Annotated in this window: 24 protein-coding genes and 1 tRNA gene; 7 read left to right on the top strand and 18 right to left on the bottom strand. The window is 60.1% G+C overall.

The window, feature by feature from the left end; genetic code table 11:
- The first annotated feature begins 39 nt into the window (after positions 1–39).
- Together JL05_RS12700 and JL05_RS12695 are read left to right on the top strand one after the other, a co-directional pair.
- Positions 40–1,329: an alginate export family protein gene (locus JL05_RS12700; RefSeq protein WP_033632611.1), complete on the top strand. Its 1,290-nt coding sequence runs from the start codon at positions 40–42 to the stop codon at positions 1,327–1,329.
- 501 nt (positions 1,330–1,830) lie between these two features.
- Positions 1,831–3,213 carry a serralysin family metalloprotease gene (locus JL05_RS12695; protein ID WP_033632610.1) on the top strand — a complete coding sequence of 461 codons (1,383 nt, stop codon included), beginning with the start codon at positions 1,831–1,833 and terminating at the stop codon, positions 3,211–3,213.
- Positions 3,214–3,318: 105 nt separating this feature from the next.
- Here JL05_RS12695 and JL05_RS12690 read toward each other — a convergent pair whose 3' ends face one another.
- The 6 genes from JL05_RS12690 to JL05_RS12665 form a co-directional block, all read right to left on the bottom strand.
- Positions 3,319–4,371, bottom strand: a complete 1,053-nt coding sequence (locus JL05_RS12690; RefSeq protein WP_033632609.1) for an NAD(P)H-dependent flavin oxidoreductase — start codon at positions 4,369–4,371, stop codon at positions 3,319–3,321.
- A 96-nt stretch (positions 4,372–4,467) separates the two neighbouring features.
- On the bottom strand, positions 4,468–6,078 hold the full coding sequence (locus tag JL05_RS12685) for an MFS transporter (protein WP_033632608.1): 1,611 nt from the start codon (positions 6,076–6,078) through the stop codon (positions 4,468–4,470).
- Entirely contained in the window at positions 6,071–6,496 is a 426-nt protein-coding gene (locus JL05_RS12680) for a DoxX family protein (protein WP_033632607.1), read from the bottom strand. Before JL05_RS12680 ends, JL05_RS12685 begins: the two co-directional genes overlap by 8 nt.
- Before the next feature lie 8 nt (positions 6,497–6,504).
- A complete protein-coding gene (locus JL05_RS12675; protein WP_033632606.1) occupies positions 6,505–7,335 on the bottom strand; it encodes an alpha/beta fold hydrolase in 831 nt (276 codons plus the stop codon).
- 143 nt (positions 7,336–7,478) lie between these two features.
- Positions 7,479–8,876 carry an MFS transporter gene (locus JL05_RS12670; RefSeq protein ID WP_004928618.1) on the bottom strand — a complete coding sequence of 466 codons (1,398 nt, stop codon included), beginning with the start codon at positions 8,874–8,876 and terminating at the stop codon, positions 7,479–7,481.
- A 171-nt stretch (positions 8,877–9,047) separates the two neighbouring features.
- Positions 9,048–10,238, bottom strand: coding sequence for a sugar transporter (locus JL05_RS12665; RefSeq protein WP_033632605.1), 1,191 nt, complete (start codon positions 10,236–10,238; stop codon positions 9,048–9,050).
- A gap of 259 nt (positions 10,239–10,497) precedes the next feature.
- Here JL05_RS12665 and JL05_RS12660 point away from each other — a divergent pair, with 259 nt between their 5' ends.
- Positions 10,498–11,184, top strand: a complete 687-nt coding sequence (locus JL05_RS12660; RefSeq protein ID WP_033633625.1) for an aspartyl/asparaginyl beta-hydroxylase domain-containing protein — start codon at positions 10,498–10,500, stop codon at positions 11,182–11,184.
- Positions 11,185–11,201: 17 nt separating this feature from the next.
- Here JL05_RS12660 and JL05_RS12655 read toward each other — a convergent pair whose 3' ends face one another.
- Entirely contained in the window at positions 11,202–12,134 is a 933-nt protein-coding gene (locus JL05_RS12655) for an aromatic alcohol reductase (RefSeq protein WP_033632604.1), read from the bottom strand.
- 86 nt (positions 12,135–12,220) lie between these two features.
- Between JL05_RS12655 and JL05_RS12650 the strand changes: the two genes are divergently transcribed.
- The gene (locus JL05_RS12650; RefSeq protein WP_033632603.1) at positions 12,221–12,637 is read left to right on the top strand and encodes a winged helix-turn-helix transcriptional regulator; all 417 of its coding nucleotides are present in this window, start codon (positions 12,221–12,223) and stop codon (positions 12,635–12,637) included.
- Between the two features lie 37 nt (positions 12,638–12,674).
- Here the strand turns inward: JL05_RS12650 and JL05_RS12645 are convergent, their stop codons facing one another.
- The 5 genes from JL05_RS12645 to JL05_RS12625 form a co-directional block, all read right to left on the bottom strand.
- On the bottom strand, positions 12,675–13,391 hold the full coding sequence (locus tag JL05_RS12645; protein WP_004928599.1) for an ABC transporter ATP-binding protein: 717 nt from the start codon (positions 13,389–13,391) through the stop codon (positions 12,675–12,677).
- Positions 13,388–14,263 (bottom strand): ABC transporter ATP-binding protein, encoded by an 876-nt coding sequence (locus tag JL05_RS12640; protein WP_004928596.1) that lies wholly within the window; start codon positions 14,261–14,263, stop codon positions 13,388–13,390. The genes JL05_RS12645 and JL05_RS12640 overlap by 4 nt, the downstream gene beginning before the upstream one ends.
- Positions 14,260–15,546 (bottom strand): high-affinity branched-chain amino acid ABC transporter permease LivM, encoded by a 1,287-nt coding sequence (gene livM / locus JL05_RS12635; protein ID WP_021505878.1) that lies wholly within the window; start codon positions 15,544–15,546, stop codon positions 14,260–14,262. The genes JL05_RS12640 and livM overlap by 4 nt, the downstream gene beginning before the upstream one ends.
- Before the next feature lie 10 nt (positions 15,547–15,556).
- Positions 15,557–16,471: an ABC transporter permease subunit gene (locus JL05_RS12630; RefSeq protein ID WP_004928592.1), complete on the bottom strand. Its 915-nt coding sequence runs from the start codon at positions 16,469–16,471 to the stop codon at positions 15,557–15,559.
- 123 nt (positions 16,472–16,594) lie between these two features.
- Positions 16,595–17,713 (bottom strand): branched-chain amino acid ABC transporter substrate-binding protein, encoded by a 1,119-nt coding sequence (locus JL05_RS12625; protein ID WP_033632602.1) that lies wholly within the window; start codon positions 17,711–17,713, stop codon positions 16,595–16,597.
- A gap of 433 nt (positions 17,714–18,146) precedes the next feature.
- Here JL05_RS12625 and JL05_RS12620 point away from each other — a divergent pair.
- Positions 18,147–18,222: transfer RNA gene (locus tag JL05_RS12620), tRNA-Asn, on the top strand.
- Between the two features lie 73 nt (positions 18,223–18,295).
- On the opposite strand, the gene JL05_RS12615 is transcribed toward JL05_RS12620, so the two are convergent.
- From JL05_RS12615 to JL05_RS12605, 3 genes are all read right to left on the bottom strand, one after another.
- The gene (locus tag JL05_RS12615; RefSeq protein ID WP_033632601.1) at positions 18,296–19,504 is read right to left on the bottom strand and encodes an aldose 1-epimerase family protein; all 1,209 of its coding nucleotides are present in this window, start codon (positions 19,502–19,504) and stop codon (positions 18,296–18,298) included.
- Positions 19,505–19,929: 425 nt separating this feature from the next.
- The gene (gene proR / locus JL05_RS12610; protein WP_016927038.1) at positions 19,930–20,232 is read right to left on the bottom strand and encodes a transcriptional regulator ProR; all 303 of its coding nucleotides are present in this window, start codon (positions 20,230–20,232) and stop codon (positions 19,930–19,932) included.
- Positions 20,233–20,236: 4 nt separating this feature from the next.
- The gene (locus tag JL05_RS12605) at positions 20,237–20,590 is read right to left on the bottom strand and encodes a type II toxin-antitoxin system RelE/ParE family toxin (RefSeq protein ID WP_033632600.1); all 354 of its coding nucleotides are present in this window, start codon (positions 20,588–20,590) and stop codon (positions 20,237–20,239) included.
- A 436-nt stretch (positions 20,591–21,026) separates the two neighbouring features.
- Here JL05_RS12605 and JL05_RS12600 point away from each other — a divergent pair, with 436 nt between their 5' ends.
- Positions 21,027–22,322 carry an MFS transporter gene (locus JL05_RS12600; protein ID WP_033632599.1) on the top strand — a complete coding sequence of 432 codons (1,296 nt, stop codon included), beginning with the start codon at positions 21,027–21,029 and terminating at the stop codon, positions 22,320–22,322.
- Between the two features lie 26 nt (positions 22,323–22,348).
- Entirely contained in the window at positions 22,349–23,155 is an 807-nt protein-coding gene (locus JL05_RS12595) for a substrate-binding domain-containing protein (protein WP_033632598.1), read from the top strand.
- On the opposite strand, the gene psrA is transcribed toward JL05_RS12595, so the two are convergent.
- The 3 genes from psrA to JL05_RS12580 all read right to left on the bottom strand — a co-directional run bounded on the left by psrA (position 23,130) and on the right by JL05_RS12580 (position 25,842).
- Positions 23,130–24,029, bottom strand: coding sequence for an L-proline-binding transcription factor PsrA (gene psrA / locus JL05_RS12590; RefSeq protein WP_033632597.1), 900 nt, complete (start codon positions 24,027–24,029; stop codon positions 23,130–23,132). The two genes, JL05_RS12595 and psrA, sit on opposite strands and share 26 nt — an antisense overlap.
- Positions 24,030–24,132: 103 nt before the next feature.
- The gene (locus JL05_RS12585) at positions 24,133–24,618 is read right to left on the bottom strand and encodes a diacylglycerol kinase (RefSeq protein ID WP_238545845.1); all 486 of its coding nucleotides are present in this window, start codon (positions 24,616–24,618) and stop codon (positions 24,133–24,135) included.
- A 99-nt stretch (positions 24,619–24,717) separates the two neighbouring features.
- Entirely contained in the window at positions 24,718–25,842 is a 1,125-nt protein-coding gene (locus JL05_RS12580; protein WP_016927031.1) for a hypothetical protein, read from the bottom strand.
- Between the last annotated feature and the right edge of the window lie 372 nt (positions 25,843–26,214).

The following is a 26,214-nucleotide window of genomic DNA, read 5'->3' as shown; positions in this document are numbered from 1 at the left end:
CCAAGGCGCGCTGCGGCGCGCTTTTTTCTTCGGATATTCATGATGAAACGCACGTTACCCGCACTGTTGCTGTTCTCCACGCTTCCCGCTCTGGCGGCGGAGCCCGCCGCTTCCCCCTGGAAAAACATCCCGTTGGGCGATGCGGCCACCTTATCTTTCGACGGTTCACTGCGCGAGCGCTATGAATGGACGGATCAACGGGATCTGAGCGGCGGACGCGACGACACTTTCATGCAGCGCTTGCTGGTTGGCGCGCGCCTCGACTACGGCGACTATTTCGGCGCCTATGTGCAAGTGGGATCGTCGCTGGCCACGCCGCGCGATCGCGGGCGCAAGCCGACCGACGAAGATCATGCCTACCTCGGGCAGGGCTATGTAGATATGAAACTGCCCACTGCCTACGGCCTCGGCACCCTGCGGGTCGGCCGCCAGGAGATTGCGCTGGGTTCGCTGCACCTGCTGGGCACCCGCGATGGCCCCAACGTGCGCCGTTCCTTCGATGCTATCCGCGCCAGCTGGGTCAAGGATAAAAACCGCCTCGACGCCTTTATCGGCCATCCCGTCACCCTTAAAACCGGCAGTTTCGACGACGATACCGACAACAGCCAAAAGGTGTGGGGACTGTACGGCACCACGCCGCTGACGCCGCTGGCGTCCTCGCTCGATCTCTACACCTTTGGCTTTGAGGATAACGACGCCCACTACGCGCAGCTTAGCGGGCAAGAGCGGCGCTATACCGTCGGCGCACGCATCTTCGGCGCAGCGCGGGGGTTCGACTGGGATAATGAAGCTGCCTGGCAGTTCGGCAGCGCAGAACAGCGCGATATCCGCGCCTGGTCGGCGTCGGCGCACGCCGGCTATACGGTGAGCGACTGGCGCTGGCGGCCGCGCTTCGGCGGCAAGATTGGCATCGCCAGCGGCGACAAAAACGGTCACGATGGGCAGCTCAACACCTTCAACGCCATGTACCCCAAGCTTCCCTACCTGACCGAAAACGGGCTGGTGGCGCCGGCTAACCTGATCGCCATCCATCCTTCGGTCACCATTACGCCGTGGCAAACCCTGGCCATCGACTTCAGCTGGGACGCCTTATGGCGGCAACGCCGCGAGGACGCCTTCTATCTCGGGCCAATGCGCCCGGTGAAAGGCAGCGAACAGGGATCGCGCTTTATCGGCAACCAGTACCAGGTCGAAACCACCTGGACGCCGAGAAGCGATCTCCAGTTCAAGGTCGCCTACGTCTACTTCGACGTCGGCCCCAGCCTGCAGCACCATGCCGGGCTGAAAGATATGAACTTCGTGCTGGCGCAGGGCACCTACAGTTTTTAAGCATCAGGCAAGTTAATCGGTGTACGCGGGCGCCCTCAATAATCCCGTATCCGATTAATGACGACAGCCGGCGTGCGGCCGCCTCTATGCGTTACGGCAATGGCGGCTACTCACCGCATTTCACAGATAAAAAGCTGGAAAAACAGAAAGATAAATCAGCAACGCAAATGCCGCGCGCCGATTACAGAGAAATATTAAATTAAGATTTAATTCCAACGAGTTATTTAAACAAGTCTTTTACTCATATCTTATGTAAAAGATTCATATAAGAATAACTAATTAATAAAATAATTGTGTTTATACTGCTTTAACTCAATCGCAGTGCACAATTAATTCCTCACCGTGATTAATGATAAGGATATATTCCGCTTGAACGCAATATTCAAGCCAGACCAAGGAGGCAAGCCAATGATATCACATTAATTACCCCTGATTTTCAAACCTGTGTACGAGCATATAGAGCGTTAGGTGCAATATTGTCAACGTCCAAAGGAGTTTGATATGTCATTAGCTACCGATAAGATTTCCGATTATTTAACCCGTTATGAAAGAGGCGATCACGCGGGGAGCAGTAAACCGTCATATACCACGCAAGAGGTTTCAGATCTGCTGCTGAGGAGCCATTATTCCGCCAATGGCAAAGGTGTGACCGACCATGCGGCTACCTTGACCTACTCTTTCCCCGTCTATACCGGCAGCGACAAGACGGGCGCCGCGCAGCTTACCGCCGCTCAGCAAGCCCAAACCAAGCTTTCATTGCAATCCTGGTCGGATGTGGCCAACATCACGTTCACCGAGGTTAAAGGCAACGACGCGAAAAATGCAGATATAAAGTTTGGTTTTTATAAGGCGGCCAGCGGGGGCAATTACACCTCGTATGAAAGTACGCAGAGCAATCTCAAAAGCACCATTTGGATCAGCGGTAATAACGGCTACGACGCCTCCAATCCGCAAACCAATAACTACGCCAGGGATACGCTTACCCATGAAATAGGGCATGCGTTGGGGCTTTCTCATCCCGGCAATTATGATGCGTCAAATGCCACCTACCCCACCTACGCCAACTCGGCGAAGTATTATGAAGACGACCATCAATATTCTTTGATGAGCTATTTTAACGAACAATACACCAGCGCTGACTATAAAGGCGTTTGGCCATCAGGACCGCAGCTGGATGATATTACCGCCATACAGAAGCTTTACGGCGCGAATACCACCACGCGCACCGGCGATACCACCTATGGTTTCAACTCGAATACGGACAGAGACTTTCTGAGCGTTAAAGCGTCCACGGACAAAATCGTGGCGGCTATCTGGGATGCCGGCGGCAATGACACGCTGGATTTTTCAGGCTACAGCCAGGATCAGCGCATCAACATTAACGAAGGCGCATTCTCTGATGTAGGCGGCTTGAAGGCGAATATCGCCATCGCCTACGGCGCGCAGATTGAAAATATCATCGGCGGCAGCGGCGCCGACATTCTTGTGGGCAACGCGCTGAACAATACGCTAAAAGGCGGTGCAGGCAACGACATCATTTACGGTGCCGGCGGCGCCGATCAGCTCTGGGGCGATGCAGGCGCGGACACCTTCGTCTTCCGCGAAACCGGCGACAGCCAAGCCGCCGCGCCGGATTGGATCCGCGATTTCCAGACGGCGGTGGATAAAATCGACCTGTCGTGGCTCAACCAGACGGCTAAGGCCGAAGGGAGCGAGTTGCACTTCGTGGATAGTTTAAGCGGCTCGTTGTATGAAGCGGCGCTGAATTATGACGCGCAGCAGAATGTCACCGATCTGGCCATCAATCTCTCCGGCAATCAATCACCTGATTTCCTGGTTAAAATCGTTGGGCATGTCGACGCTTCCGCCGATATTCTCGTCTAGCCAAGAAACCAACAGTCCGGCGCGAACGCCGGACTGTTCATCTCTTATCAGGCCTCACCCCGGCGTCTTTTTACATTGCCACAGCAATAAATCGCGCAGACGAGGTCACACCGCTGCCAGCTCCGCCGCCAGGGTGGCGACCAGCTGCGCCGCCGGCATCGGCCGCGCCAGGCCGACACCCTGCCCGGCCCACAGCGACATAAACTCCCCGCGCCCGGCCCTGGCCGCCGCCTGGCGGATATCGCCGGTGAGCGCGTTCTGCACCGGATAAGGCAGGATCTGCGCCTCTTCCGCGCGCATCTGCCGCATGAAATCATTGACGATGCCGCGCGCCGGGCGGCCGCTGAAGGCGCGCGTCAGGCGCGTGCTGTCATCGCCGGCGTTGCTCAGCGCCGCCCGCCAGGCTTCGGCGATGCCCGACTCAGGGCTGCACAGAAACGCGGTGCCGAGCTGCGCCGCCTGCGCGCCCAGCAATTGCGCCGCCGCGATGCCGCGCCCGTTCATGATGCCGCCTGCAGCGATCACCGGGATTTTCACCGCCGCCACCACCTGCGGCAGCAGGGCCATCAGCCCGACGCAGGATTGTTCGATATCGCCGAGGAAGGTCGGGCGGTGGCCGCCCGCCTCCGAGCCTGAGACGCAAACGAAGTCGGCGCCCGCCTCTTCCCAGGCGCGGGCTTCCGCCACCGTGGTGGCGGTGCCGATCACCCGTGAACCGGCCTTCTTGAACTGCGTGACCGTGGCGCGCGGCAGCACACCGAAGGTGAAGCTGACCACCGGCGGCGCAGCCTCCAGCAAGGCTGCGATCTGGTCGCGGTTGTTTTCGGCGAATTGAGTGGGGATCGGCGGCTCGCTCAGCCCCAGCGCTTCGCGGAACGGCCGCAGCAGGTGCTGGGCGCGCTTCAGTTCGGCGAGATCCGGGTGCTGCTCATTGAGCAGAAACAGGTTGATGTTGAACGGCGCGGCGGTCTGCGCGCGGATCTGCTGCACACGTTCGAGGATCACCGCCGGTGAAAACAGCGCCGCCGCGCACGATCCCAGCGCCCCGGCGTTGCTCACCGCCACCGCCAACGCCGGCGGCGACGCGCCGTTCATCGGCCCCTGAACGATCGGATAGCGCAGCCCAAGCTCGCGGGCAAAAGCAGAAGGTGCCGTCATCAATGTGTCTCCCTGTACTGACTACATTCGTCTTACGGCGGCCGCGCCGCCGAACCGACCAAAAGCATAGCACCTTCTCACCGCCTGGCCGTGCAGTTAATGCTTCACCTGCCGCCTGTCCAATGACAGGAAGTGATGCACCACCGGTTTCTCCGGGCCAATATGGAAGCGCAGCGCCTCCTGCTGCAGATCGGCGTCGGCGTGCGACACCCGCTGGTGCTGCCGCAGATGCTCCGCCCAGGACTCCACCAGGAACCACTCCATGATGCATTCCGGATCGCCGGTATGCTCGGTGATACCCCAGGCGTAAGCGCCATCGCGGCGGCGCGCCCGCTCCAGCATCAGCAGCGTGCGCAAGAACTGCGGCCGATCCTGTTCGCGGATGCGGTACTCCACCTGAATCATGACCGGGCCGCGATCGTTTTCGACCGGCGTGTTGACCAACGGTTCCGGCCAATGGTTCGACGGCTGCAGATCGGCCTCACCGGTCGGCAGACGCAGGCGGTGGAACAGCAGCCCCGCCGCCAACAGGCCGACGCCGCCGACCAGCAGCGTGGCGGCCACGCCCAGCTCCTGCGCCACCAGCCCCCACAGCAGGCTGCCCGCCGCCATCGCGCCGTTGAACACCATCAGGTAGATGGCCAGGCCGCGGCCGCGCACCCAGTTGGGCAGCACGCCCTGCGCCGCACCGTTGAGCGTGGTCAACGCGATAATCCAGCCTGCGCCCAGCACCAACAGCAGCACCACCGCCAGCCACTGCGGCGGCGCCAGCGACAGGGCCGCCATCACCGCCGCCGTCAACACCGCCGCCAGCAACACCAGCCCGTCGGCATTCAGCCGCTGACGCAGGCGCGGCAGCACAATAGCCCCGAGGATCGCCCCGGCGCCCACCGCCCCCAGCAAAACGCCGTAAAAGCCGGCGCTGCCGCCCAGCATGCGGCGCGCCACCAGCGGCAACAGCGCCCAGACCGAGCTGGAGAAGGCGAAAAATACCGCCGCCCGCAGCAGCACCACGTGCAACTCGCGGCTGGAGCGGGCATAGCGCAGGCCGGCGCGGAAGGCGCCGAAGAAGTGTTCCGACAGGCCGCTGTCCTCAACCTTCGGCCGCTTCCACCACAGCAGCGCCGCGATCACCAGCACATAGCTCATCACGTCCGCGCCGTAGGCCGCGCCGGCGCCGAAGCTGGCCAGCAGCAGCCCCCCGGCCGCCGGGCCGATGGAGCGAGCGATGTTGATGCCCAGCGAGTTCAGCGCCACGGCGTTTTTCAGCTCGGCGCGCGGCACCAGCTCCGGCACGATCGCCTGCCAGGTCGGCCCCATCAGCGCCGCGCCGATACCGCCGACGAACGTCAGCGCCAGCAAATACTCCACCGTCAGCGAGCCGGTCTGCGACAGCACCAGCAGGCTGCCGCTCACGCAGGCCAGCAAGATTTGCACGAAGATCAGAAAGCGCCGCCGATCGAGAATGTCCGACAGCACCCCGGCCGGGATCGCCAGCAGGAACACCGGCAGCGTAGCGGCGGTTTGCATCAGCGCCACTGCCGAAGGGTTGCTCGACAGGTCAGTGATCAACCACGAGCTGGCGACGTCGCGCATAAAGCTGCCGACGTTGCCGAGCACCGTCGCGCCCCACAGCACCGCAAATAATGGGATTTTCAGCGGCGCGAAGCCGCCCGCCGCCGCCTTGTTTTCCGTCTGCTCAGCCATCTGTTCGCTCCTTCAAATCGTTAAATGCCACCAGCAACAGCGCTCCGGCCAGCCCAAGGTGTTCAAAAAATCCGTTCATCATCTGGCCGCGCTCCGCCCCGTCGAACTGCCAGAACGGATTGGCCATCAGCGTCGCCATCAGGGTAAAACCGGCCAGCGCCAGCGCGCCGAGCCAGCGATAAAAGCCGCTCAGGATCAGCGCCGACGCCGCCAGTTCGAGCAGCGTCACCAGCACGGCGAACAGCGCCGCCGGCTGCAGGCCGAAGTGGCTCATCTCGGCGACCGCGCCTTCGACGTTCAGCGCTTTGACCAACCCGCCCTGAATATAGGCGGCGCAAATGGCGAGCAGCAGCAGCCAACGCACCGCAGGCGCATGCAGCCGCTGTGCGCAGCGGGCGGCGATAGCAGTCAGGTTCATCGCGCCCCTTAAAACGGCGAATTTTGGATGAAGGCCAGCAGATCGGCGTTGAAGCGATCGGGATCGATCTGCGCCAAACCGTGCGAACCGCCGGCGTAAACATTCAGCTCCGCCTGTTGCATAAGCTTAGCGGCTTTCAGCGCCGAGGCGCCGATCGGCACGATCTGATCGGCGTCGCCGTGCACCAGCAGCGTCGGCTTGTCGATCGCCAGCAGGTCGGCGGTGTAATCCACTTCGGAGAACGCGCGCACACACTCGTACTGCCCTTTCACGCCGCCCTGCATGCCCATCAGCCAGAAGTGGTCGATCAGCCCCGCATTGCTCTCCACCTCGTCGCAGTGGAGGCCATAGAACGGCACCGCCAAATCTTTGAAGAACTGCGAGCGGTTGCCCGCCACGCCGCTGCGAATGCCGTCGAAGGCCGCCATCGGCGTACCCTCAGGGTTGACCGGCGTTTGCAGCATCAGCGGCGGTACGGCGCCGACCAGCACCACCTTCGCCACCCGATCGCTGCCGTGACGGCCGATGTAGCGCGCCACTTCGCCGCCGCCGGTGGAATGGCCGACCAGGATCAGATTGCGCAGATCCAGCGTTTCGATCAGCAGGGCCAGATCGTCAGCGTATTGGTTGATGTCGTTGCCGTGCCAGGTTTGCTCCGAACGGCCGTGGCCGCGGCGATCGTGGGCGATCACGCGGAATCCGCTCTGGCCGAAAAACAGCATCTGGTTGTCCCAGGCGTCGGCGGACAGCGGCCAACCGTGGGAGAACAGGATCGGCTGGCCGCGGCCCCAATCCTTATAGAAAATGCGTGCGCCATCGGGCGCGGTAAGGGTGCTCATGACGTGTTCCCCGCTCGGTATCGAATTGGATTTTGTACGGGTTAACAGTACGGCAGGCGTAAAGGCAGTGATAACGGAATAATTTTCGCATGATCGCGAGTTTTTTTGCTGAAGAAGCCGGCGTCGCCGCCGGCGCAAAAACGTCAGATGTTTTCCAGATCGATACCGCGCGTTTTTGGGCCGAACAGCCCGATCACCAGCATCACGATCAGCATGCTGGCGACGATAAACGCGATCACCCCCAGCGAACCGCCGTACTGCAAGATAATGCCGATGATGATACTGCTGAACACCGTCGACAGCCGGCTGAAGGAGTAGCAGAAACCGACGGCGCGGGCGCGGATATGGGTCGGGAAGATCTCGGACTGGTAAGAGTGGTAGCTGTAGGTCAGCCAGGCGTTGGACCAGGTGATGAAGAAACCGCACAGGATCAGCCACAGCGGGTTGTTCTGCAGTGCGAACAGCGAGCCGAAGATCACCGTCACCAGGCAGGACAACACGATCTGCCACTTGTTCTCCATCTTGTCGGCGTAGAAGCTGCACAGCAGCGAGCCCAGCGGGTAGGCCAGCGTGATAAAGAAAGCGTACAGCAGGCTGTGGGTGACCGAAGCGCCCTTACCCGACAGCAGCGCCGGCAGCCAGTTGCCGAAGCCGAAGAAGCCGATGGCCTGAAAGAAATTCATCACTACCAGCATCAGCGTGCGATCGCGATATTGCGGCGCCCAGATGTCGCGAAAGCGGCCGCGCAGCGGCGCTCCCTCGGCATCGTCCACCGGGCGCGACGGGAAGTCCGCGGCCGCCACGCCACAGCGCCGCTCCATGTCCCGCATCACCTGCCGGGCCTGCGCATAGCGCCGCTGTTGCACCAGCCAACGCGGCGACTCCGGCAGCCCCTTGCGCACCAGCCAGATCACCAGCGAAGCCAGCGCGCCGGCGATCACCACATAGCGCCAGCCGCTCAGCCCCCAAATCGTCTGCGGCACCAGCCACCAGGACATCAGCGCCACCGCCGGCACCGACAGAAACTGCACGAAGAACGCGAAGGCGAAAGCCCGGGTGCGCAAGTGCGCGGGCACCCACTCCGTCAGGTAGGTATCGATGGTCACCAACTCGATGCCGAGCCCGACGCCCACCAGAAAACGCAGAAAGATCACCCATTCCGCCTGCTGTTGAAACGCCAACAGCAGCGAGAAGGCGCCATACCAGATCAGGGCGAACATAAAGGTGGCGCGCCGGCCGAAGCGATCGGCGTACGGGCTCAGCAGGCTGGCGCCGACGAACAGACCGAGAAAGGTGGCGGAGGCAAAGGCCGCCTGATCCGACACGCCGAAAACGCCCTGCGCGCCGGTGTGGAAAATGCCGTCGGCGATAAGGCCAGTGCTGATATAGCCGGTCTGGAACAGATCGTAGAGTTCGAAAAAGCCGCCCAGCGACAGCAGAATGATAAAGCGCCACAGGCCGGCCGACGCGGGCAAGGCGTCGATTCTGGCCGCCAAATCCCGCGCATGGATCGGCGACGCCGCTACAGATTCACTCACCATTAACCTCGCATTAACATTTTTGATGACTTTCTATGCTAGCGAAGCGGCGTCGGAGTTAAATTTTTAATTAGCAGACTATGAAAAAAAGTTAAGCATAAAACGCTGCAGCAGCCTGTTTTATAGCAGGAAAATGTAGCGCGGGATGCCGCAGCGGCATCCCGAATCGGCAGGTTAACGGCTGTGGTGCTGCTGCAGCCGTTCGCTGCGGTAGACGCTCAACAGGCACCAGCCGAGGGCGATCAGCGCCAGCGGCGCGGCGACGAAGCCGATGTTGCCCATGCCCAGATGCAGGCTCACCTGGTTGCCCAGCAGCGCGCCGCTGCCGATGCCGAAGTTGTACAGGCCGGAGAAAATCGCCATCGCCACGTCGGTAGCGTCCGGCGCCAGGCTCAGCACTTTGGCCTGCATCGACAGGCCGATCGCCATGATCGCCATCCCCCAGAAGATGCACAGCACCGTCAGGTGGCTTTCACTGCCGGCCGCCGGCAACAGCAGCAGCAGGCTCAAGGCCAGCAGCGTGATGGCGCCGATGAAGAAGCCGGAAGGAAACCGCTCGCTGTAGCGGCTGAACAGCAGGCTGCCGACGATGCCGGCGGCGCCGAACAGCAGCAGCATCAGCGTGGTGAAGTTCTCCGACAGCCCGGCCACGGTCTGGATAAACGGCTCAATGTAGCTGTAGGCGGTGAAGTGCGCCGTCACCACAATGATGGTCAGCATGTAAAGCGCCACCAGCGCCGGGCGCTTGAACAGCAGCGGCACGCTGGCCAGCGAACCGGAATGCTCGCTTTTCAGCACCGGCAGCAGGCGCCACAGCAGCACCAGCGCCAGGGTGGCGCACACCGCGATGCCGATAAAGGTCATGCGCCAGCCGAGCAGCTGCCCGACCACCCGCCCGAGCGGCAGCCCGAGCACCATCGCCAGCGCGGTGCCGCCCGCCAGCAGGCTCAGCGCCTGGGCTTTCTTGCCCGGCGGCGCCACGCGGATCGCCAGCGAGGCGGTGATAGACCAGAACACCGAGTGCGCCAGCGCCACGCCGGCGCGCGAAATGACCAGCGTGGTGAAGTTCCAGGCCACGGCGGTCAGCACGTGGCTGGCGATAAACAGCATGAACACGCCGATCAGCAACTTGCGGCGCTCAATCTTGCTGGTCAGCAGCATGCACGCCAACGAGGCGGCGGCGACGATCCAGGCGTAAATGGTAATGATCAAGCCGACCTGTTCGGTTTGCATCGAGAAGCTGGCGGCGATATCACTCAGCAGACCGACCGGAATAAACTCGGTGGTGTTGAAGATAAAGGCCGAGACGGCAAGGATAACCACGCGCAACCAGGCGGTTGAGCGCGAAACGGGAGCGTGTTCCATGGTAAACAAAATCCGGACAGGTGCGGCAAGTTGCGATATTTTAACCAACCGGCCCGATAAATGCGATATGCGTCACACTTTAATTGTGTGGTTTTTTTCACCGCCCATCGACACGCTCACCGACGCACGGTTGCCAAAATGCTGTGCTAATCTATTGAAGCGTACCAATTTTTCCTGCCGTTCTTCCCAGGCCGTCCACGCGCCGCGCCGAAGAAGCGCGCAGTGTCCCTTTGGCGTTTCCTGAGGCGAGGTCATTATGATGTCCGCGATTTATGATTGGTCCGTGCTCGCATTGCGCAATGTTTACGATCGCCGCATTCAGGGCCAACCGGTGCTCGACAGCGCCGCGCTGTTCCCCGACGCCGAACGTTTCACCGCCCAATGGCGGCAGATCCGCGAAGAGGCGCTGACCGTCGCCCACGATCTGCACAATATTCCCCGTTTTCACGAGATCATGAGCCAGCAGGCGTCGATCTCCGCCAATGACGCGCGCGACTGGCGCATGTTCATCATGAAGGCCTATGGCCAGCCCATCCCCCACAACCTGGCGCGCTGCCCGACGCTGGCGGCGCTGATCGCTTCGTCGCCTGACGTGCTGTCCGCCTCGCTCTCCTTCCTGGCGCCCGGCAAACAGGTGCCGCCCCATCGCGGGCCGTTTCGCGGCATTCTGCGCGGCTATCTGGTGCTGGACATGCCCAAACGCGCCGACGGCGCGCCGGCGGCGGTGCTGAAAGTGGACGGCCGCGAATACCGGCTGCGCGAGGGGGAATTCATGCTGTGGGACGATACCTTCGAGCACGAGGTATGGAACGACAGCCCGCAGGTGCGCACCGTGCTGCTGCTGGACATCCGCCGCCGCGACATGCCCGCCGGGCTGCGGCTGCTCTCCGGCGCCATCATCGCGCTGGTGCGGCTGAACGTGCGCTGGATGCAGCGCCAGTTCTGACTGCGGCGCTCAGGCGATTAACCGCCCTGAGATGCCAGCCACTGCTCGGCGGTGGTGGTGGCTATGCCCTGGCGCGCATTGAAGGTTTTCGCCTTATCCCAGGCCACGCCGTCGGGCCGGGCGAAAGCCAGCCGGTATTTGGCGCCGACGTCACGCGGATGGTTCCGCACATCTTCCCGCAGCCGCTCTTTGTCCAACAGGATCCTGTTGACCTCCACGCCCCAGTGCGCCTGCATAAGTTCGGCAAGCTCGCGGTAGGTCAGCGTGTCGCCGGCGATATAAACCGCCTGGTTGCGAAACGCGGGCCGATGGAAAAAAATCGCGGCCGTCAGCCGGCCAATGTCCTCAGGGGTGGTCAGCGTCACCGCGTAGCGCCAGTCACCCAGCGCGCGCACCGTTTTGCTTGCCGCATCCACCACGCCAAAGGCGGGGTCAAACAGGTAGCTGGTAAAAATGCCCGTGGAAACAATCACCCACTCCGTCGCCTTCTGCGCACGCAGCAGGTGGCGCACCTCAAGCTGTTCATCCCACACCTGTTGCCCGCTGCCTTTACCCACGACATCGTAGTCCACGCCGAACTGCCACGGGAAATAGCGCGCCACGCCCGCCTGCAAGACGGCCTGGGTGATCTTTATCTGCGTGCCCGCCCCGCCGACAAAGCCGCTGCAGTTGATCACCGCGTCGAAGGAACGGAATAGCGCGCTCAGCGCCTCCACGCCGTTTTGCTGCAGATCGCCTTCCACCACGGCGATGCCGAGCCGCGCCAGCGCATCCCGCCGCGCCCGGAGCGGGCCGCTGACGGCGCGTGCAGCCTCCGGCCGGAGCAGCACGCTGATTTTTAAAGATGGAGATAACCGAGCCTGCCGGCTCATCGCTCGCAGTACCGGCAACCCCAGTTCACCGGCGCCGAGTATGAGCACGGTATTGATAGATGGATTTGTGGATTTCATGCTTGCCTCCTGTCTTGACACTGCGTCATCCTGACAGCTGACAAAAACGGGTTCAATTAGGTACACGCGTGATACCGGAGAGGAATATGACGAGCGATCGCGCAGCGCTGCTGCAATTTTCGCAGGCGTTCTGTGAAGAACTGAGCAACGACGATGAAGGGTTGAAGCGTGAGATCCTCGCGCATGCGGGCAACCGTTGGTCGCTGGGGATATTGCATCTCCTGGGCACTCACGGGCCGCTGCGCCACGGCGAGATAAGCCGCCAACTGGCGGGCGTGACGCAGAGAATGCTGACGCGGACGCTGCGCCATCTCGAGCGGGACGGGCTGATATCGCGCTGCGATTATCAGGAGAAACTGCCCCGCGTGGTTTACACCATCACCGACGCGGGGGAAGAGATGCTGCTCAACATGCTGCCGCTCTGGTCGTGGATTATCGCCTCCGCCGACGCCTTCAGAGCGGCCCGTTCGCACTACGATGGCCAAGAAGCGCAACGCCGCTGAAAAATGAACGCGGGCATCCCTGCCCGTGGGGCGGCGCTCAGCCGCCGCCCAGATAGGCCTTTCTCACCTCCGGATCGTTCAACAGCTCCTGGCCGCTGCCGGTGAGGCGGATCTGGCCATTGACCATCACATAGCCGCGATCGGACAGTTTCAGCGCGTGGTTGGCGTTCTGCTCCACCAGAAACAGCGTCATGCCGCTGCGGGTCAGCTCGCGCAGCACGCCGAAGATCTGCCGCACCACGATCGGCGCCAGCCCCAGGCTCGGCTCGTCCAACAGCAACAGCTTCGGCCGGCTCATCAGCGCGCGGGCGATCGCCAGCATCTGCTGCTCGCCGCCGGACATGGTCATCGCCCGCTGGTTGCGCCGCTCCTTGAGGCGCGGAAACAGCTCGAACATGCGCGGCAAATCCTCCTCCAGGTAGCGATTGCCGACGGTGATGGTGCCCATCAGCAGGTTCTCCTCCACGCTCATGTCCGGAAAGATGCGCCGCCCCTCCGGCGCCTGCGCGATGCCGCTGCTGGCAACAAAGTGCGTGGAGCGACGGCTGATGTCCTCGCCGCCAAACAGGATCTGCCCGCCGGCGATGCGCGGCTGGCCGAAGATCGACATCAACAGCGTGGACTTGCCCGCGCCGTTGGCGCCGATCAGCGCCACCGTCTCCCCGGCGTTCACCTGCAGCGACACCTGGCGCAGCGCCTGGATCGGCCCGTAAAACACATCCACTTCGCGAAATTCCAACATCGCTTCGCTCATCCCGCCAGCTCCTCTTCATCCGCGCCCAGGTAGGCGGCGATCACCGCCTCGTTGTGCTGGATCTCCTGCGGCGTGCCGCGGGCGATCACATCGCCGTGATCGAGCACGATCACCCGATCGGAGATCTCCATTACCATGCCCATGTCATGCTCGATCAACAGCACCGTGATGCCGTGATGCTGCCGCAGGAAGCGAATGATGCGGCTCAGCGTGGCCGTCTCCACCGGGTTCAGCCCGGCGGCCGGCTCATCGAGGCAGATCATCTCCGGCGCGGTGCACATGGCGCGCGCGATCTCCAGCCGCCGCTGCTGGCCGTAAGACATCTCCCCCGCCAGCCGGTTGGCGCAGCTCACCAGATCCACCACCTCCAGCCAGTAGAAGGCGTGATCGAGCGCGGCGCTCTCCGCCCGGCGGTAGCCCGGCGTATTCAGCACCCCGGCGATCAGGTTGCGGTTGCTCTGCATGTGCTGCGCCACCAGCAGGTTCTCCACCACCGACATTTCGCGGAACAGACGGATATTTTGGAAGGTGCGCGCCAGCCCGGCGCGGTTCACCAGGTGGGTGCCGCCGAACATCTTGTAATAGAGGCGCGAACCGAGCCGCTTTGGGCGTATCCAGTCGCCGGCGCGGAACTTCTGCCCCAGCACCTGGATCACGTCGGTCGGCCGCTTGTGGGTATTGAGCAGGATCGCGCCGCCGCTGGCGCGGTAAAAGCCGGTCAGGCAGTTGAATACCGTGGTCTTGCCGGCGCCGTTGGGGCCAATCAGCGCGGTGATGGAGCCGCGTTCCACCTCCAGATTGACGTCGTTCAGCGCTTTGATGCCGCCAAAGTGCATCATCAGGTGTTCCACCCGCAAAATGGCGTCGCTCATGGCGCCACCCCCTTGCGTTCAGCGAAGCTGGATCGGCTGATGCGCACCAGCCCGCGCGGCCGCCAGATCATCATCGCCACCATCAGCACGCCGAACAGCAGCACCCGGTATTCGGCGAAGCTGCGCAGCAGCTCCGGCGCCACCGTCAGCACGAAGGCCGCCAGCACCACGCCGAGGGTGGAGCCCATGCCGCCCAGCACCACGATCGCCAGGATCAGCGCCGACTCGAAGAAGGTGAACGAAGTCGGGTTGACGAAGCCCTGGTAGGTGGCGAAGAACACCCCCGCCAGCCCGGCGGTGGAAGCGCCGAGCATAAACGCCGACAGCTTCACCAACACGTGATTCAGCCCCAGAGAACGGCAGGCGATCTCATCCTCGCGCAGCGCCTCCCAGGCGCGGCCGATCGGCATGCGCGTCAGCCGGTGCTTGATATACAGCACCAGCAGCACCACCAAAAACAGCACCGCGTAGATGAAAATGAACTTGAGATTCGGGTTGTAATCGATGCCGAAAAACTCGTGGATCGGCACCCCGCCGTCTTTGGCGCGCCGGCCGAACTCCAGGCCGAACACCGTCGGCGCCGGCACCGAGACGCCGTTCGGCCCGCCGGTGAGCGACATCCAGTTGTTCAGCACCAGCCGAATGATCTCGCCGAACCCCAGCGTAACGATCGCCAGGTAGTCGCCGTGCATGCGCAGCACCGGGAAGCCCAGCAATGCGCCAGCCAGCGCCGCCATCAGCGCGCCCAGCGGCAGCATCGCCCAGAACCCCAGCCCGAGATACTGGTAGCCCAGCGCCAGCCCGTAGGCGCCGATGGCGTAAAACGCCACGTACCCCAGATCGAGCAGCCCCGCCAGCCCGACCACAATGTTCAGCCCCAGGCCGAGCAGCACGTAGATCAGGCCGAGGATCGCCACCGTCAGCAGGTATTTGGTGGCGACAAACGGGAACAGCAGCGCGATCGCCGCCATCAGCGGCAGGATCCAGCGCAGGTTGGATTTATAGCCCAGCGGCCGCACGTAAACGCCGTCGTTGCCGCCGTCGAAGCGCGCCAACACCCTGCGCCCCGGCGCGGTTTGCAGGAACAGGCTCAGCAGCAGCCGCCCGGCCATCACCGCGGCGATAATCCATACCAGCCGGTGCGGCTCGAAGTTAAAGCTGTAGCCATTCAGCACGATGCCGACGATCGGCCCGAACACGATCAGGGCGATCAGCCCGGCCAAGACAGCGTCCAGCAGGCTGCGTTTGACGTTCAGCCCGCCGTTGATTACGGATTGCGACATGGCGTTCTCCTTAAACCTTGGCGATCAGGGGCCGGCCGAGCAGGCCCTGCGGACGGAAGATCAGGATCGCCACCAGCAACCCGAAGGAGAACACGTCCTTGTAATCCGAATTCACCATGCCGGCGAACTGCGCCTCCGCCACGCCGAGCAGCAGCCCGCCCAGCATCGCGCCCGGCAGCGAGCCGATGCCGCCCAACACCGCGGCGGTGAAGGCCTTGATGCCGATGATAAAGCCGACGTAAAAATCGAAGGTGCCGTAGTTCATGGTGATCAGCACCCCGGCCAACCCGGCCATGGCGGCGCCGATCACGAACACCAGCGAGATCACCCGATCGGTATTGATGCCGAGAATCGAAGCCATTTTGCGATCCTGCTGGGTGGCGCGGCAGATGCGCCCCAGCCGGGTGCGCTGAATGATGTAGGTGAGGATCGCCATACCGAGCAGCGACGCCACCAGAATGAACACTTTGGTGTAGGTGATCTGCACCACGCCGCCGTCGAACTCCAGGCGGAACACGCCGCTCAGCAGCGTCGGGATGCCCTGCTGGCGCGGCCCCTGGCTTATCTGCGCGTAGTTTTGCAGGATTAACGACATGCCGATGGCGGAGATCAGCGGCGCCAGACGGGTGGAGTTGCGCAGCGGCTTGTAGGCGATGCGCTCGATTACCCAGCCGTACACCCCGGTGATGACGATGGTGAACACCAGCGTGCCGAGGATCAGCAGCGGAAACGAGTGCAGCCCGAAGAACGACAGCAGCGCCAAACCGATGGCGCACAGGTAGGCGGAGATCATATATACCTCGCCGTGGGCGAAGTTAATCATGCCGATGATGCCGTAAACCATGGTGTAGCCGATGGCGATCAGGCCATACACCGCGCCGAGGGTCAGGCCGTTGATCAGCTGTTGCAGAAAGAATACATCCATAATGAGCAGTCTCGCCTGGTAAGGCCGCCAACGCAGTCCGACGCGGCCAAAGGTCATCGCGGAACGGGCGCGCCAGGGCGGCGGCCCGTCGGTCATAGGGTCATAACTTCACGGTTCGGCCGTTTACAGCTGGTGATATTTGCCCTTGTCATCCCATTGATAGACCACGTAGTCCGAGACCTTCAGATCGCCCTTCTGATCCCAGGCTTTCTTGCCCATCACGGTGTCCACGTCGTGTGACTTCAGCCATTCGGCGGCCTTGGCGCTGTCTTTGCCGCCGGTGGCGTTGAAGGCGGCGGCGATCGCCTGGATCGAGGCGTAGGAATAGAGGGTGTAGCCTTCCGGCTCAAAGCCGCTGGCGCGGAACTTGGCGATCACCGCCTTGCCCTCCGGGATCAGGCGCGGATCGTTGCCGAAGGTCATCAGCACGCCGTTGGTGTACTGCGGCCCGCCGGCGGCGGTCACCAGCTCTTCGGTCACCACGCAGTCGCCGGAGAAGAACTTGGCGGTCACGCCCTGTTCGCGCATCTGGCGCACCAGCGGCCCGGCTTCCGGATGGCAGCCGCCGAAGTAGACTACGTCAGGCTTGACCGAGGCGATCTTGGTCACCAGCGCGTTGAAGTCTTTCTCACCGCGCGACAGCCCCTCATACAGCACTTCCTTGACCCCGCGCTTGTTCATCGCCGCCTTCGCTGCGTCCGCCAGCCCCTGGCCGTAGGTGTCTTTATCGTGGATCACCGCGATGCGCTTGGCCTTCAGCGTATCCAACATGTAGTTGGTGGCGATCACGCCCTGCTGATCGTCGCGCCCGCACATGCGGAACATGCTCTTCATGCCGCGCTCGGTGATCTGCGGATTGGTGGAGCCGGGGGTAATGGCGATGATGCCGGCCTCGTCATACACCTCGGAAGCGGGCATGGTGGATGAGGAACAGAAGTGGCCGACCACCGCCGACACCTTGTCCTGATCCACCAGCCGGTTGGCGACCGCGACCGCCTGCTTCGGTTCGCAGGCGTCATCCCCCTGCACCAGTTTGATTTTTTCCCCTTTGATCCCGCCGGCGGCGTTGATGTCCGCCGCCGCCTGCGAAGCCCCGCGCCAATACTGATCGCCATAGGTGGCGTTCGGCCCGGAGAACGGCCCGGCGACGCCGATGACGATATCGGCCTGCGCGGAAAAAGCCGTACCTAAACAACCGATGAGCAAAGCAGCGAGCGGACTTTTTATCAATTTCGATGACATTGTTATCTTCCTCAGCACTGTTGTAGCGAAACGCCCTGGGGCGCGGATCAGTCACTTTATGTGTAGACGGGGAAAATAATTTTCTTGAGAGCGCAGTCGCATTCCCCAAAAATGGGTAAGCAAAAATCCAGCCATTGTGACGACGAATACATATTGTTTGCTTATTCATCCTACATATCAGTTGCAGCGCGGCGTGTAGCGGGGATAACCGAGAGTATGGGCAGTGCGGCTAGCATGAGAGGGAGAACGGCCCTGCACCATCGCCGTGCAAAGGCTTGTGCAATCGTTGTGGGCCGCAAAATCACCGCACAGCGATGGAAAATGCCGAAAAACAGCGCAAGGTGTTCATTCCCTCAGCAAACGCGCTTTTTTTGCAGTTTAGCGCTTTGACAAACCCCGGGCGCCCCGCTATTATTCGCCCCGTTCCAACGATTCCTCTGTAGTTCAGTCGGTAGAACGGCGGACTGTTAATCCGTATGTCACTGGTTCGAGTCCAGTCAGAGGAGCCATATTTAGAAAAGCCCGCTTAAGGCAACTTAAGCGGGCTTTTTGCTTTAACGCTAAACGCGTCGACAGGCAGCGTTACTCTTTGGCTATCGGCGCGGCATTCTCATCAATTTTTACCTTACCCTGAATATCAGCAATCTTCTTCTCCAGATCCGCCACCTGCGCTTTGCTGTGCAGCAAGGTATAGGTCAGATCAAACTGCGCACTGGCGCCAGGCTGCAACTGCTTGACGCGTTTTTGTTCGCGCTCGACGGTAACCGGGTAGGCATAGCTGGTGCCCGGCTCAATCCCCGTCACATACCCTTGTTTTAACGTATCGGTATTCTTCCACAGCGTCAGGACGGGCAACTGGCGGGTATCGAACTGAATCGCCACCCCTTTGTCGCCCGCGTTATTGACCAGCGCCGCCAGTGTCTGATGATTCGGATCCGATAATGGCTTAATGTTAAAGACCATTTCATCGAACCCTTTGGTTGGGCCGGCATAGGTTCCCCAGGTCTTCAGCCCGGCTTTGGCATAGTCGTTAAACGGGCTGATGCTGGCCATCGGCGCCAGGAAACGGGCGCCATTTTCCAGAATCGGCGCGCCGAAATTGCTGTGATAAATAATCTGGTAGTCATGGGGATAATCCGCCCGGTTGGTTAACACATCATGCAGGCTGAAACTGTTGCTGCCGGGCACATAGCGCAATTCGGTGAGGGTTTGCAGATCGGCTTTTTTGAATGTGCTCTCTTTGATCAGGCCGCGAATACGAATTTCATACGGCGCCGTATCCGCTACCTCAACCTCAACCCGCGAGGCCGGCGTATTGCCCGCTTTGCCGTGCAACGTATAAATTTGCCCTCCTTCGGTCACCGGATGACCGGTCCACTCATAGCCACAACGCACCATCATCTCATTGAAACCTTCCAGCCAGCCGAGCCCATTGCGGCTTTCCAGATTGATAAAAGCGGGGTTGACCACCTCTTTGACCGGTGAATCCCATCCCATTTTCGCGCCAAAGCCTTCTGCCCGCAGGAGGTTCATGCCGCGGGTGGGACTCAGCGTGATGGTCAGGCCATCCTGGCTGCGGATAATCAGGACTTTGCTGCCTTCTTGCTTGCCGCCGTGCAACACTTTCTGTTCGATGCTGAACGTTTTATCCTTCACCTTCAGCGCCTCGCTCGAAATCTTCCAGTTTCCTTTCTCCACGCCATCTTCAGCGCTGGTCAGCACCCAACTCTGCGCCGCCGCCTGCCCTGAAATCAAGGCCGAAAACACCGCCATAACCCATGTCTTTTTCATTTCCCTTCCCCTTTAGCTGAATCGATTTTTTTCTAAACAAGGAAAATCTACTGTTAAGCAGGTTAAAGAAATGTGATGAACTTCACCGGGTGAGTATTTGAAGTAATAGTGCGATAAAAATACGAATTTCATCGCAGTTCTAATGAAAGATATTGAGTTTTTGCACATGAAATGAGCTATTTATCAACATAATTTGTATCGTTTCAGCTAAGAAGCAAGGAGACAGTTACGGGCAAGCAAGACATCGCGAAGGGAGTGCGGGTGGCTTGTTTAACGCTATCCGGCCCAAACGAAAGCGCTCACACAGCCTGCCCGTTTTGAGCCTCTTTGCTTTCACGGCCGCCTGCTCGTGTCAAAGGAGCCCTGGTACACAAAGCCCGCTCCGGGGAACCTGAGCGGGCTTTGTGCTTTTCTGCCGTTAGCGCTTACAGCACAAATTCGTAGTGCGAACCGTCCGGCAGTTCAATGTCCAGGCGCAGTTTGCCGCCGGCTGCCTCAACATAGCGTTTAAGCGAAGACAGTTTCAGATCGCGGCCCGGTTTTTCCATCACGGCGACGGTCGGCTGCCTGATCCCCAGCGCCTGCGCCATTTCAACCTGCGTTTTCTGTACTTTTTCACGCAGCTCGGCAAGGTGAATGTTCAGCATGATGTCCGCCGCCAGCGCCTGCGCTTTGGCCACGACCTCGGGCTTTTCATCCGCAATAAGCTGTTCCAACGTTCTGCCCATCGCGTCACTCCTTCTCGTTTAATGTGTTCAGCCAGTTCGTGAATTCCCGATCGGCAATCTGCAGCATTCGATCGTAAAAACGTTTTTCATTACCGGCTTTATTGCCCGCGCAAAGCACAATGCCAATACGGTACGGATCGAAAGCGAAGAATGCCCGCAACGGTTCGCCACGGCTCTGAATACGCAGCTCTTTCATGTTGCTGTAACGCGAGCCTTTAACCGTATCGGCATAGAGCCTGGGCAAGCCGGGCCCTTTTTCCCGCAGGACCATCAATGCAGCAAGCACGCAGGCCCGGTCGGCATCGCTGAGTGATCTGAACCAATGATCAAATGCATCCGTTGTTTTAATTTCCCACACAGGACCTCCCTAAAATATAGATCAGTAACTATATAGATGTAAAGCTATAGCAGAGAGGCGCTGGGATAGCATGCAAAGGCATGCGTTGTTACTGCAAGGCTGAACGTACATCCACGCATTTTGCAAACGCAGTGCGCGGCATTCACCTTTTTACGAGCGGTATCGAATAATCGTTCAGAGGCACGGGCGCTTCCCCGCGCCCCTTTATGAACCCTGTCACAAAAAGCGCATAACGTTTTCGGCGTTCTGCGCAGCGGGCGGTGAGCGGCAAACTTGTTAACGCCACGTTACATCGGGTTAGGCAACATTGTTAACGCCGATTGATGCGCCAAACGCATCGCGCCATGCGTTTATTGCGCTTATTTACTTTATTTTCCTGAGCGAGTCTTCAGCAACAGGCGCGGCGTCAGGCGCCAATAACAAACTGGAGATAACGATGCATTCCTCTACCTCACCCATGACCACCCGGGCCAGATCCGGCGCGATACTGCGCGTCACCTCCGGCAACTTTTTAGAGCAGTTCGATTTTTTCCTGTTCGGCTTTTACGCTACCTACATCGCACACACCTTTTTCCCGGCCAGCAGCGAGTTCGCCTCGCTGATGATGACCTTCGCGGTATTCGGCGCGGGCTTTCTGATGCGCCCGATCGGCGCCATCGTGCTGGGCGCTTACATCGATAAAGTCGGCCGCCGCAAAGGGCTGATCGTCACCCTGTCGATCATGGCCGCGGGCACCTTCCTGATCGTGCTGATCCCCTCTTACCAAAGCATCGGGCTTTGGGCGCCGCTGCTGGTGCTGTGCGGGCGTCTGTTGCAAGGCTTCTCGGCGGGCGCGGAGCTGGGCGGCGTGTCCGTCTATCTGGCCGAAATCGCCACGCCGGGCCGTAAAGGCTTCTACACCAGCTGGCAGTCCGGCAGCCAGCAGGTGGCTATCATGGTGGCGGCGGCCATGGGCTTCGCGCTCAATGCGGCGCTGGAAGAAAGCGCCATTCGCGAATGGGGCTGGCGCCTGCCTTTCCTGTTCGGCTGCCTGATCGTTCCCTTCATCTTTTTCCTGCGCCGCAAGCTGGAAGAGACGCAGGAATTTACCGCTCGCCGTCACCACCTGGCGATGCGCGACGTGTTTAAAACCCTGCTGAAAAACTGGCCGGTGGTGATCGCCGGCATGCTGATGGTCGCCATGACCACCACCGCGTTTTACCTCATCACCGTCTATGCGCCGACCTTCGGCAAAAAGGTGCTGCTGCTCAGCGCTTCCGACAGCTTGCTGGTCACCCTGCTGGTGGCGATCTCCAACTTCATCTGGCTGCCCATCGGCGGCGCGCTGTCGGACCGTTTCGGCCGCAAACCGGTGCTGGTCGCCATGACGTTGCTGACGTTGGCCACCGCCTACCCGGCGCTGAGCCTGCTCGCCGCCGCCCCCAGCTTCAGCATGATGCTGGCCGTGCTGCTGTGGCTGTCCTTCATTTACGGCCTCTACAACGGCGCCATGATCCCGGCCTTGACGGAGATCATGCCAACGGAAGTGCGGGTGGCCGGGTTCTCGCTCGCCTACAGCCTGGCGACGGCGGTGTTCGGCGGCTTTACGCCGGTAGTCTCCACCGCGTTGATCGAATACACCGGCGACAAGGCTTCACCGGGCTACTGGATGAGCTTCGCCGCGTTGTGCGCCCTGCTGGCGACGCTGTATATGTATCGCCGCATCGCCATGCCGCTGCAAACCGCGCGCTAAGCCGCCATCTCAAAAGGAATGATGCCATGCAAAAACTCACTCGTTCGATCCTCGCCGCGCTGGTGTGCGCCTCCTGCAGTACGGCGGCGCTGGCCAAAGACGTGACCGTCATGATTTCCGGCGGCTTCAAAGCCGCGCTGGAGAAGCTGGCTCCGGAATATGAAGCTCAAAGCGGCGACAAAATCATTCTGGTGTCCGGCCCCTCGATGGGCAAAACGCCGCAGGCGATCCCCGCGCGGCTGGCGCGCGGAGAGCAAGCCGATGTGCTGATCATGGTGGGCGACGCGCTCACCCAACTGGAAAAAGAGCGCTGGACCCAGCCGGGTTCGCGCGTGGAGCTGGCCGATTCGCCGATCGGCATGGTGGTGAAACAGGGCGCGCCCAAGCCGGTGATAAAAACGGATGCCGAGCTGCGCAATGTCTTGCTGCAGGCGGACTCTTTCGCCTATTCCGACAGCGCCAGCGGCCGCTATGTCAGCGGCCAACTGTTCAAAAAACTGGGCATCGAGGAACAGGTGAAAGGGAAAGCGCATAAGGTTGAGCGCATTCCGGTGGCCTCTGAAGTGGCGCAGGGGAAATACGCGCTGGGCTTCCAGCAGGTGAGCGAATTGCTGCCCGTGGCGGGCGTCACCTTTATCGGCGAGCTGCCGGAAAACGTGCAGTACATCACCCGCTTCGCCGGCGCAGTGACCGCCAAGGCCGAGCACCGCCGCGAAGGCAAAGCGTTGCTGGACTTCCTCGCCTCCTCTCAGGCGCAGCCGACCATTCGCGCGACCGGCATGCGAACCGTGCCGGCGCAGCAGCCGGTCAGGCAGAGTGATACTGTTCAGTAATCAGCTTTTCCAGCTCGGCGGCGACGAAAGACTGCATGCGGCCGCGGCGCCGGATCAAACCGACGGTGCGTTTCACCACCGGATCAACCAGCGATACCGACGTCAACACCGAATGTTCTGAAGTGGGCATCGACATGGCGGGCACGGCGGCAATGCCGATGCCCGCCTCAACCATGCCCAGCATGGTCGTCACATGGCGAGTTTCACACACGCTGGGGCGTTCCGGCACGAGGTGTTCCAGGCGCTGATCGAGCAGATTGCGATTGCCGGAGGTTTTATCCAGCGAGACGTAATCCTGCTGATAGAACTCTTGCCAGGTGAGGTTCTTTTTAGCGGCGAGCGGATGGTCGCGCCGGCAGGCGGCCACGTAGACGTCTCCCACCAACGGCACAAATTCAAGATTAGGCTGCAGCCGCCCGGCGAAGCAGATGCCGAAATCGGCCTGGCCGCCGGTGACCGCCTCGATGACATTACCTGCGCTGCCGTCGATCAGCTTGACGCGCACGCGCGGATAGCGCAGCCGGAAACGGCGTATCACGTCGGGCATGAAATAGTAGGCCGCCGAGGGCACAGTGGCGACGGTAACCAGCCCCACCCGCTCCTGGCTGACCTTATCGATATCGGCCATCACCGCTTCGACGTTCATCAGCAACTGTTCCGAACGTTCGGCAAAAGCCTGCCCGTACAGCGTCAAGGTCACGCGCCGGGTGGTGCGATCGAACAGCTTGATGCCCAGCGCGTTTTCCAGCTTCTCAATCCTGCGGCTCAATGCCGACTGGGACAGGCAGATGGACTCTGCGGCCAGCCGAAAATTGCCATACTCCACCAGCGCGCGAAACGCATAGAGATCGTTGAGATCAAAATTCACGGGCATAACGGCCAACTCTCCTTGCTTAAATGGCAGAAGACGCAAAACAGCGATGATAACCGCTTATATCGCCACGTTCACCGACTGGGTGGTTGAACCACCCAAGCCCCTATCGCCCCAGCAGCACCATTCCCCAAATAATGATAGTCATCACCACGGCTACCAGCTGCGCTGCGCCGCCCAAATCTTTGGCGCGTTTGGATAACGGATGTAATTCCAGCGAAATGCGATCGACTACGGTTTCAATCGCCGTATTAAGCAGCTCAACCACCAATAGCAGAAAACTGCAGGTGATTAATAACAGCCTTTCTATATTTGTAATATCTAAACCAAATGTAACAACCAGTAAAATAGCGTTAATAACCAATAATTGGCGGAACGCATCTTCGGTAAGCACAGCATCAATAAACCCGGCCCAGGAATTCCTAATGCTGTAGGTTAATCGGCTTATTCCTTTTTTCTTTTCCACAGGCATACAATCAGCTCTCGTCAAAACTGCGACACTCACTCGCAAATAAATCACGCAGCGTGAATTTATCTCAAGTTTATTAATTAAAAACCTTAACCGTTCTCTTTCAGAAAACGATGCATTCACTCACTCGCCGTCACCCTGCTCCTGAAACGGCACCGCCCGAAAATGCCCTGGCGCGGTTATTATTCTGGGAGCGTAAAAAGGGGACGCGATATCAGCCGCTTAAAGCGTTTTCTCGTACAAGCGGTAACGCTTGTACGGCACCGCGCCGATGCGTTCTAAAATCGTCCGCATGCCGGTATTGGTTTCCAGGATCCACGACATTTCCAGCGCGTCGATATTGCGCTTCGCGAAAGGCTCGCGCAGCGCCTCAATCAGCAGCAGCGCAATAATGGGCCCGATGCGGCTGAATTGATATTCCTGGCGTACGCCCATCAACGGCACGCGCGCGGTGCGCACGCCGCTGACTTTCAGGCGCCACAATAGCTTCGCCCAGCCAAACGGCAATAAACGCCCCTGCAGATCGGCAATCGCTTCGTTAATGTTCGGCAGACCGACGATAAAGGCGCAGGGGGCGCCATCCACCTCGGCGATATGGATCATATCGTCGGGCACCAGGAACTTCAGCTGATCCCCCATGGTGGCGAACTCATGCTCGGTGAACGGGACAAACCCCCAGTTATGTTGCCATCCGGAGTTGAACACCTCGCGCAGCACCTGCATCTCCTCGCGAAAGCGCTTGCGATTGAGACGGCGGACGGTCACCTTTTTACGCACCTGATCCATCATCCGGGTTAACGACGGCGAAAAATGCAGGTCGGTTCTTTTCATCCAATAGGCAAGCAAATCAATCCCTTCACTGTAGCCCTGCTGCGCTATCTGGGCCGCGTAGTAGGGTTTCGCGTGCGTCATCAGGGCGGAAGGCGGGGTATCGAACCCTTCGACCAACAGGCCGCTTTCCTGATTGATATTGAGGCTGAATGGCCCGGTGATTTTACGCGCGCCTTTCGACCTCAGCCACTCCTCCGCTACCGTGAATAAGGTGCTGAACACGGCGGGATCGTCAACGGCGTCAATCATGCCGAAGTGGCCGGTATCCTCACCATGCAGCTCCCGGTGCAAAGAATCGATTTGCGCAGTGATGCGCCCAACCACTTTGCCCTGTTTTTTGGCCACCCATGCCTGCCATTCAATATGGTCGGTCCCGGGATTCTTCTTTGACAGGTGCTCTTCGCGCTCTACATGCAGCGGCTCAATCCAGTTCGGATCATCGCGAAACAGTTGCGAGGGGAAAGCAATAAATTCTTTAAGTTCGCGTTTATCCAGAACTTTCTCAATACGGATCATAAATAGCCTTACGTTTTAATAAAATAATTAAATAAGCACGCGACAACGCCTTTAGCATTTTTTATGCTGTTGCCTTTTATTGAATTGTGTATTGCCCCCGGCTCAATGATAAGAAAAACCGAATATTCTCCCCCGGCGAATCAGCAACGTGTTGCCTGACATTCACCCTGCGATGCCCATAATTGATAAAAAAAGGAAACAGAAAGCGGCGCAGCCAGGCTACGCTAATAGTGCTCTTTTATTATTTCGTGCTGTTATGGTAAAAGAAACTCGCCGCTTTTAGTGTACCGACTTTAATCAGGAGGTGTGCCGCCATTTTTACCACTTAATGCTATTTTTAAGATTAGCCTTAAATGAATCGTTCACTTTTGA

It is taken from the genome of Serratia nematodiphila DZ0503SBS1, from assembly GCF_000738675.1.
Classification (GTDB): domain Bacteria; phylum Pseudomonadota; class Gammaproteobacteria; order Enterobacterales; family Enterobacteriaceae; genus Serratia; species Serratia nematodiphila.
The sequence above is the reverse complement of the archived record's forward strand: the minus strand, read 5'-3'. Positions and strand labels throughout refer to the sequence as shown.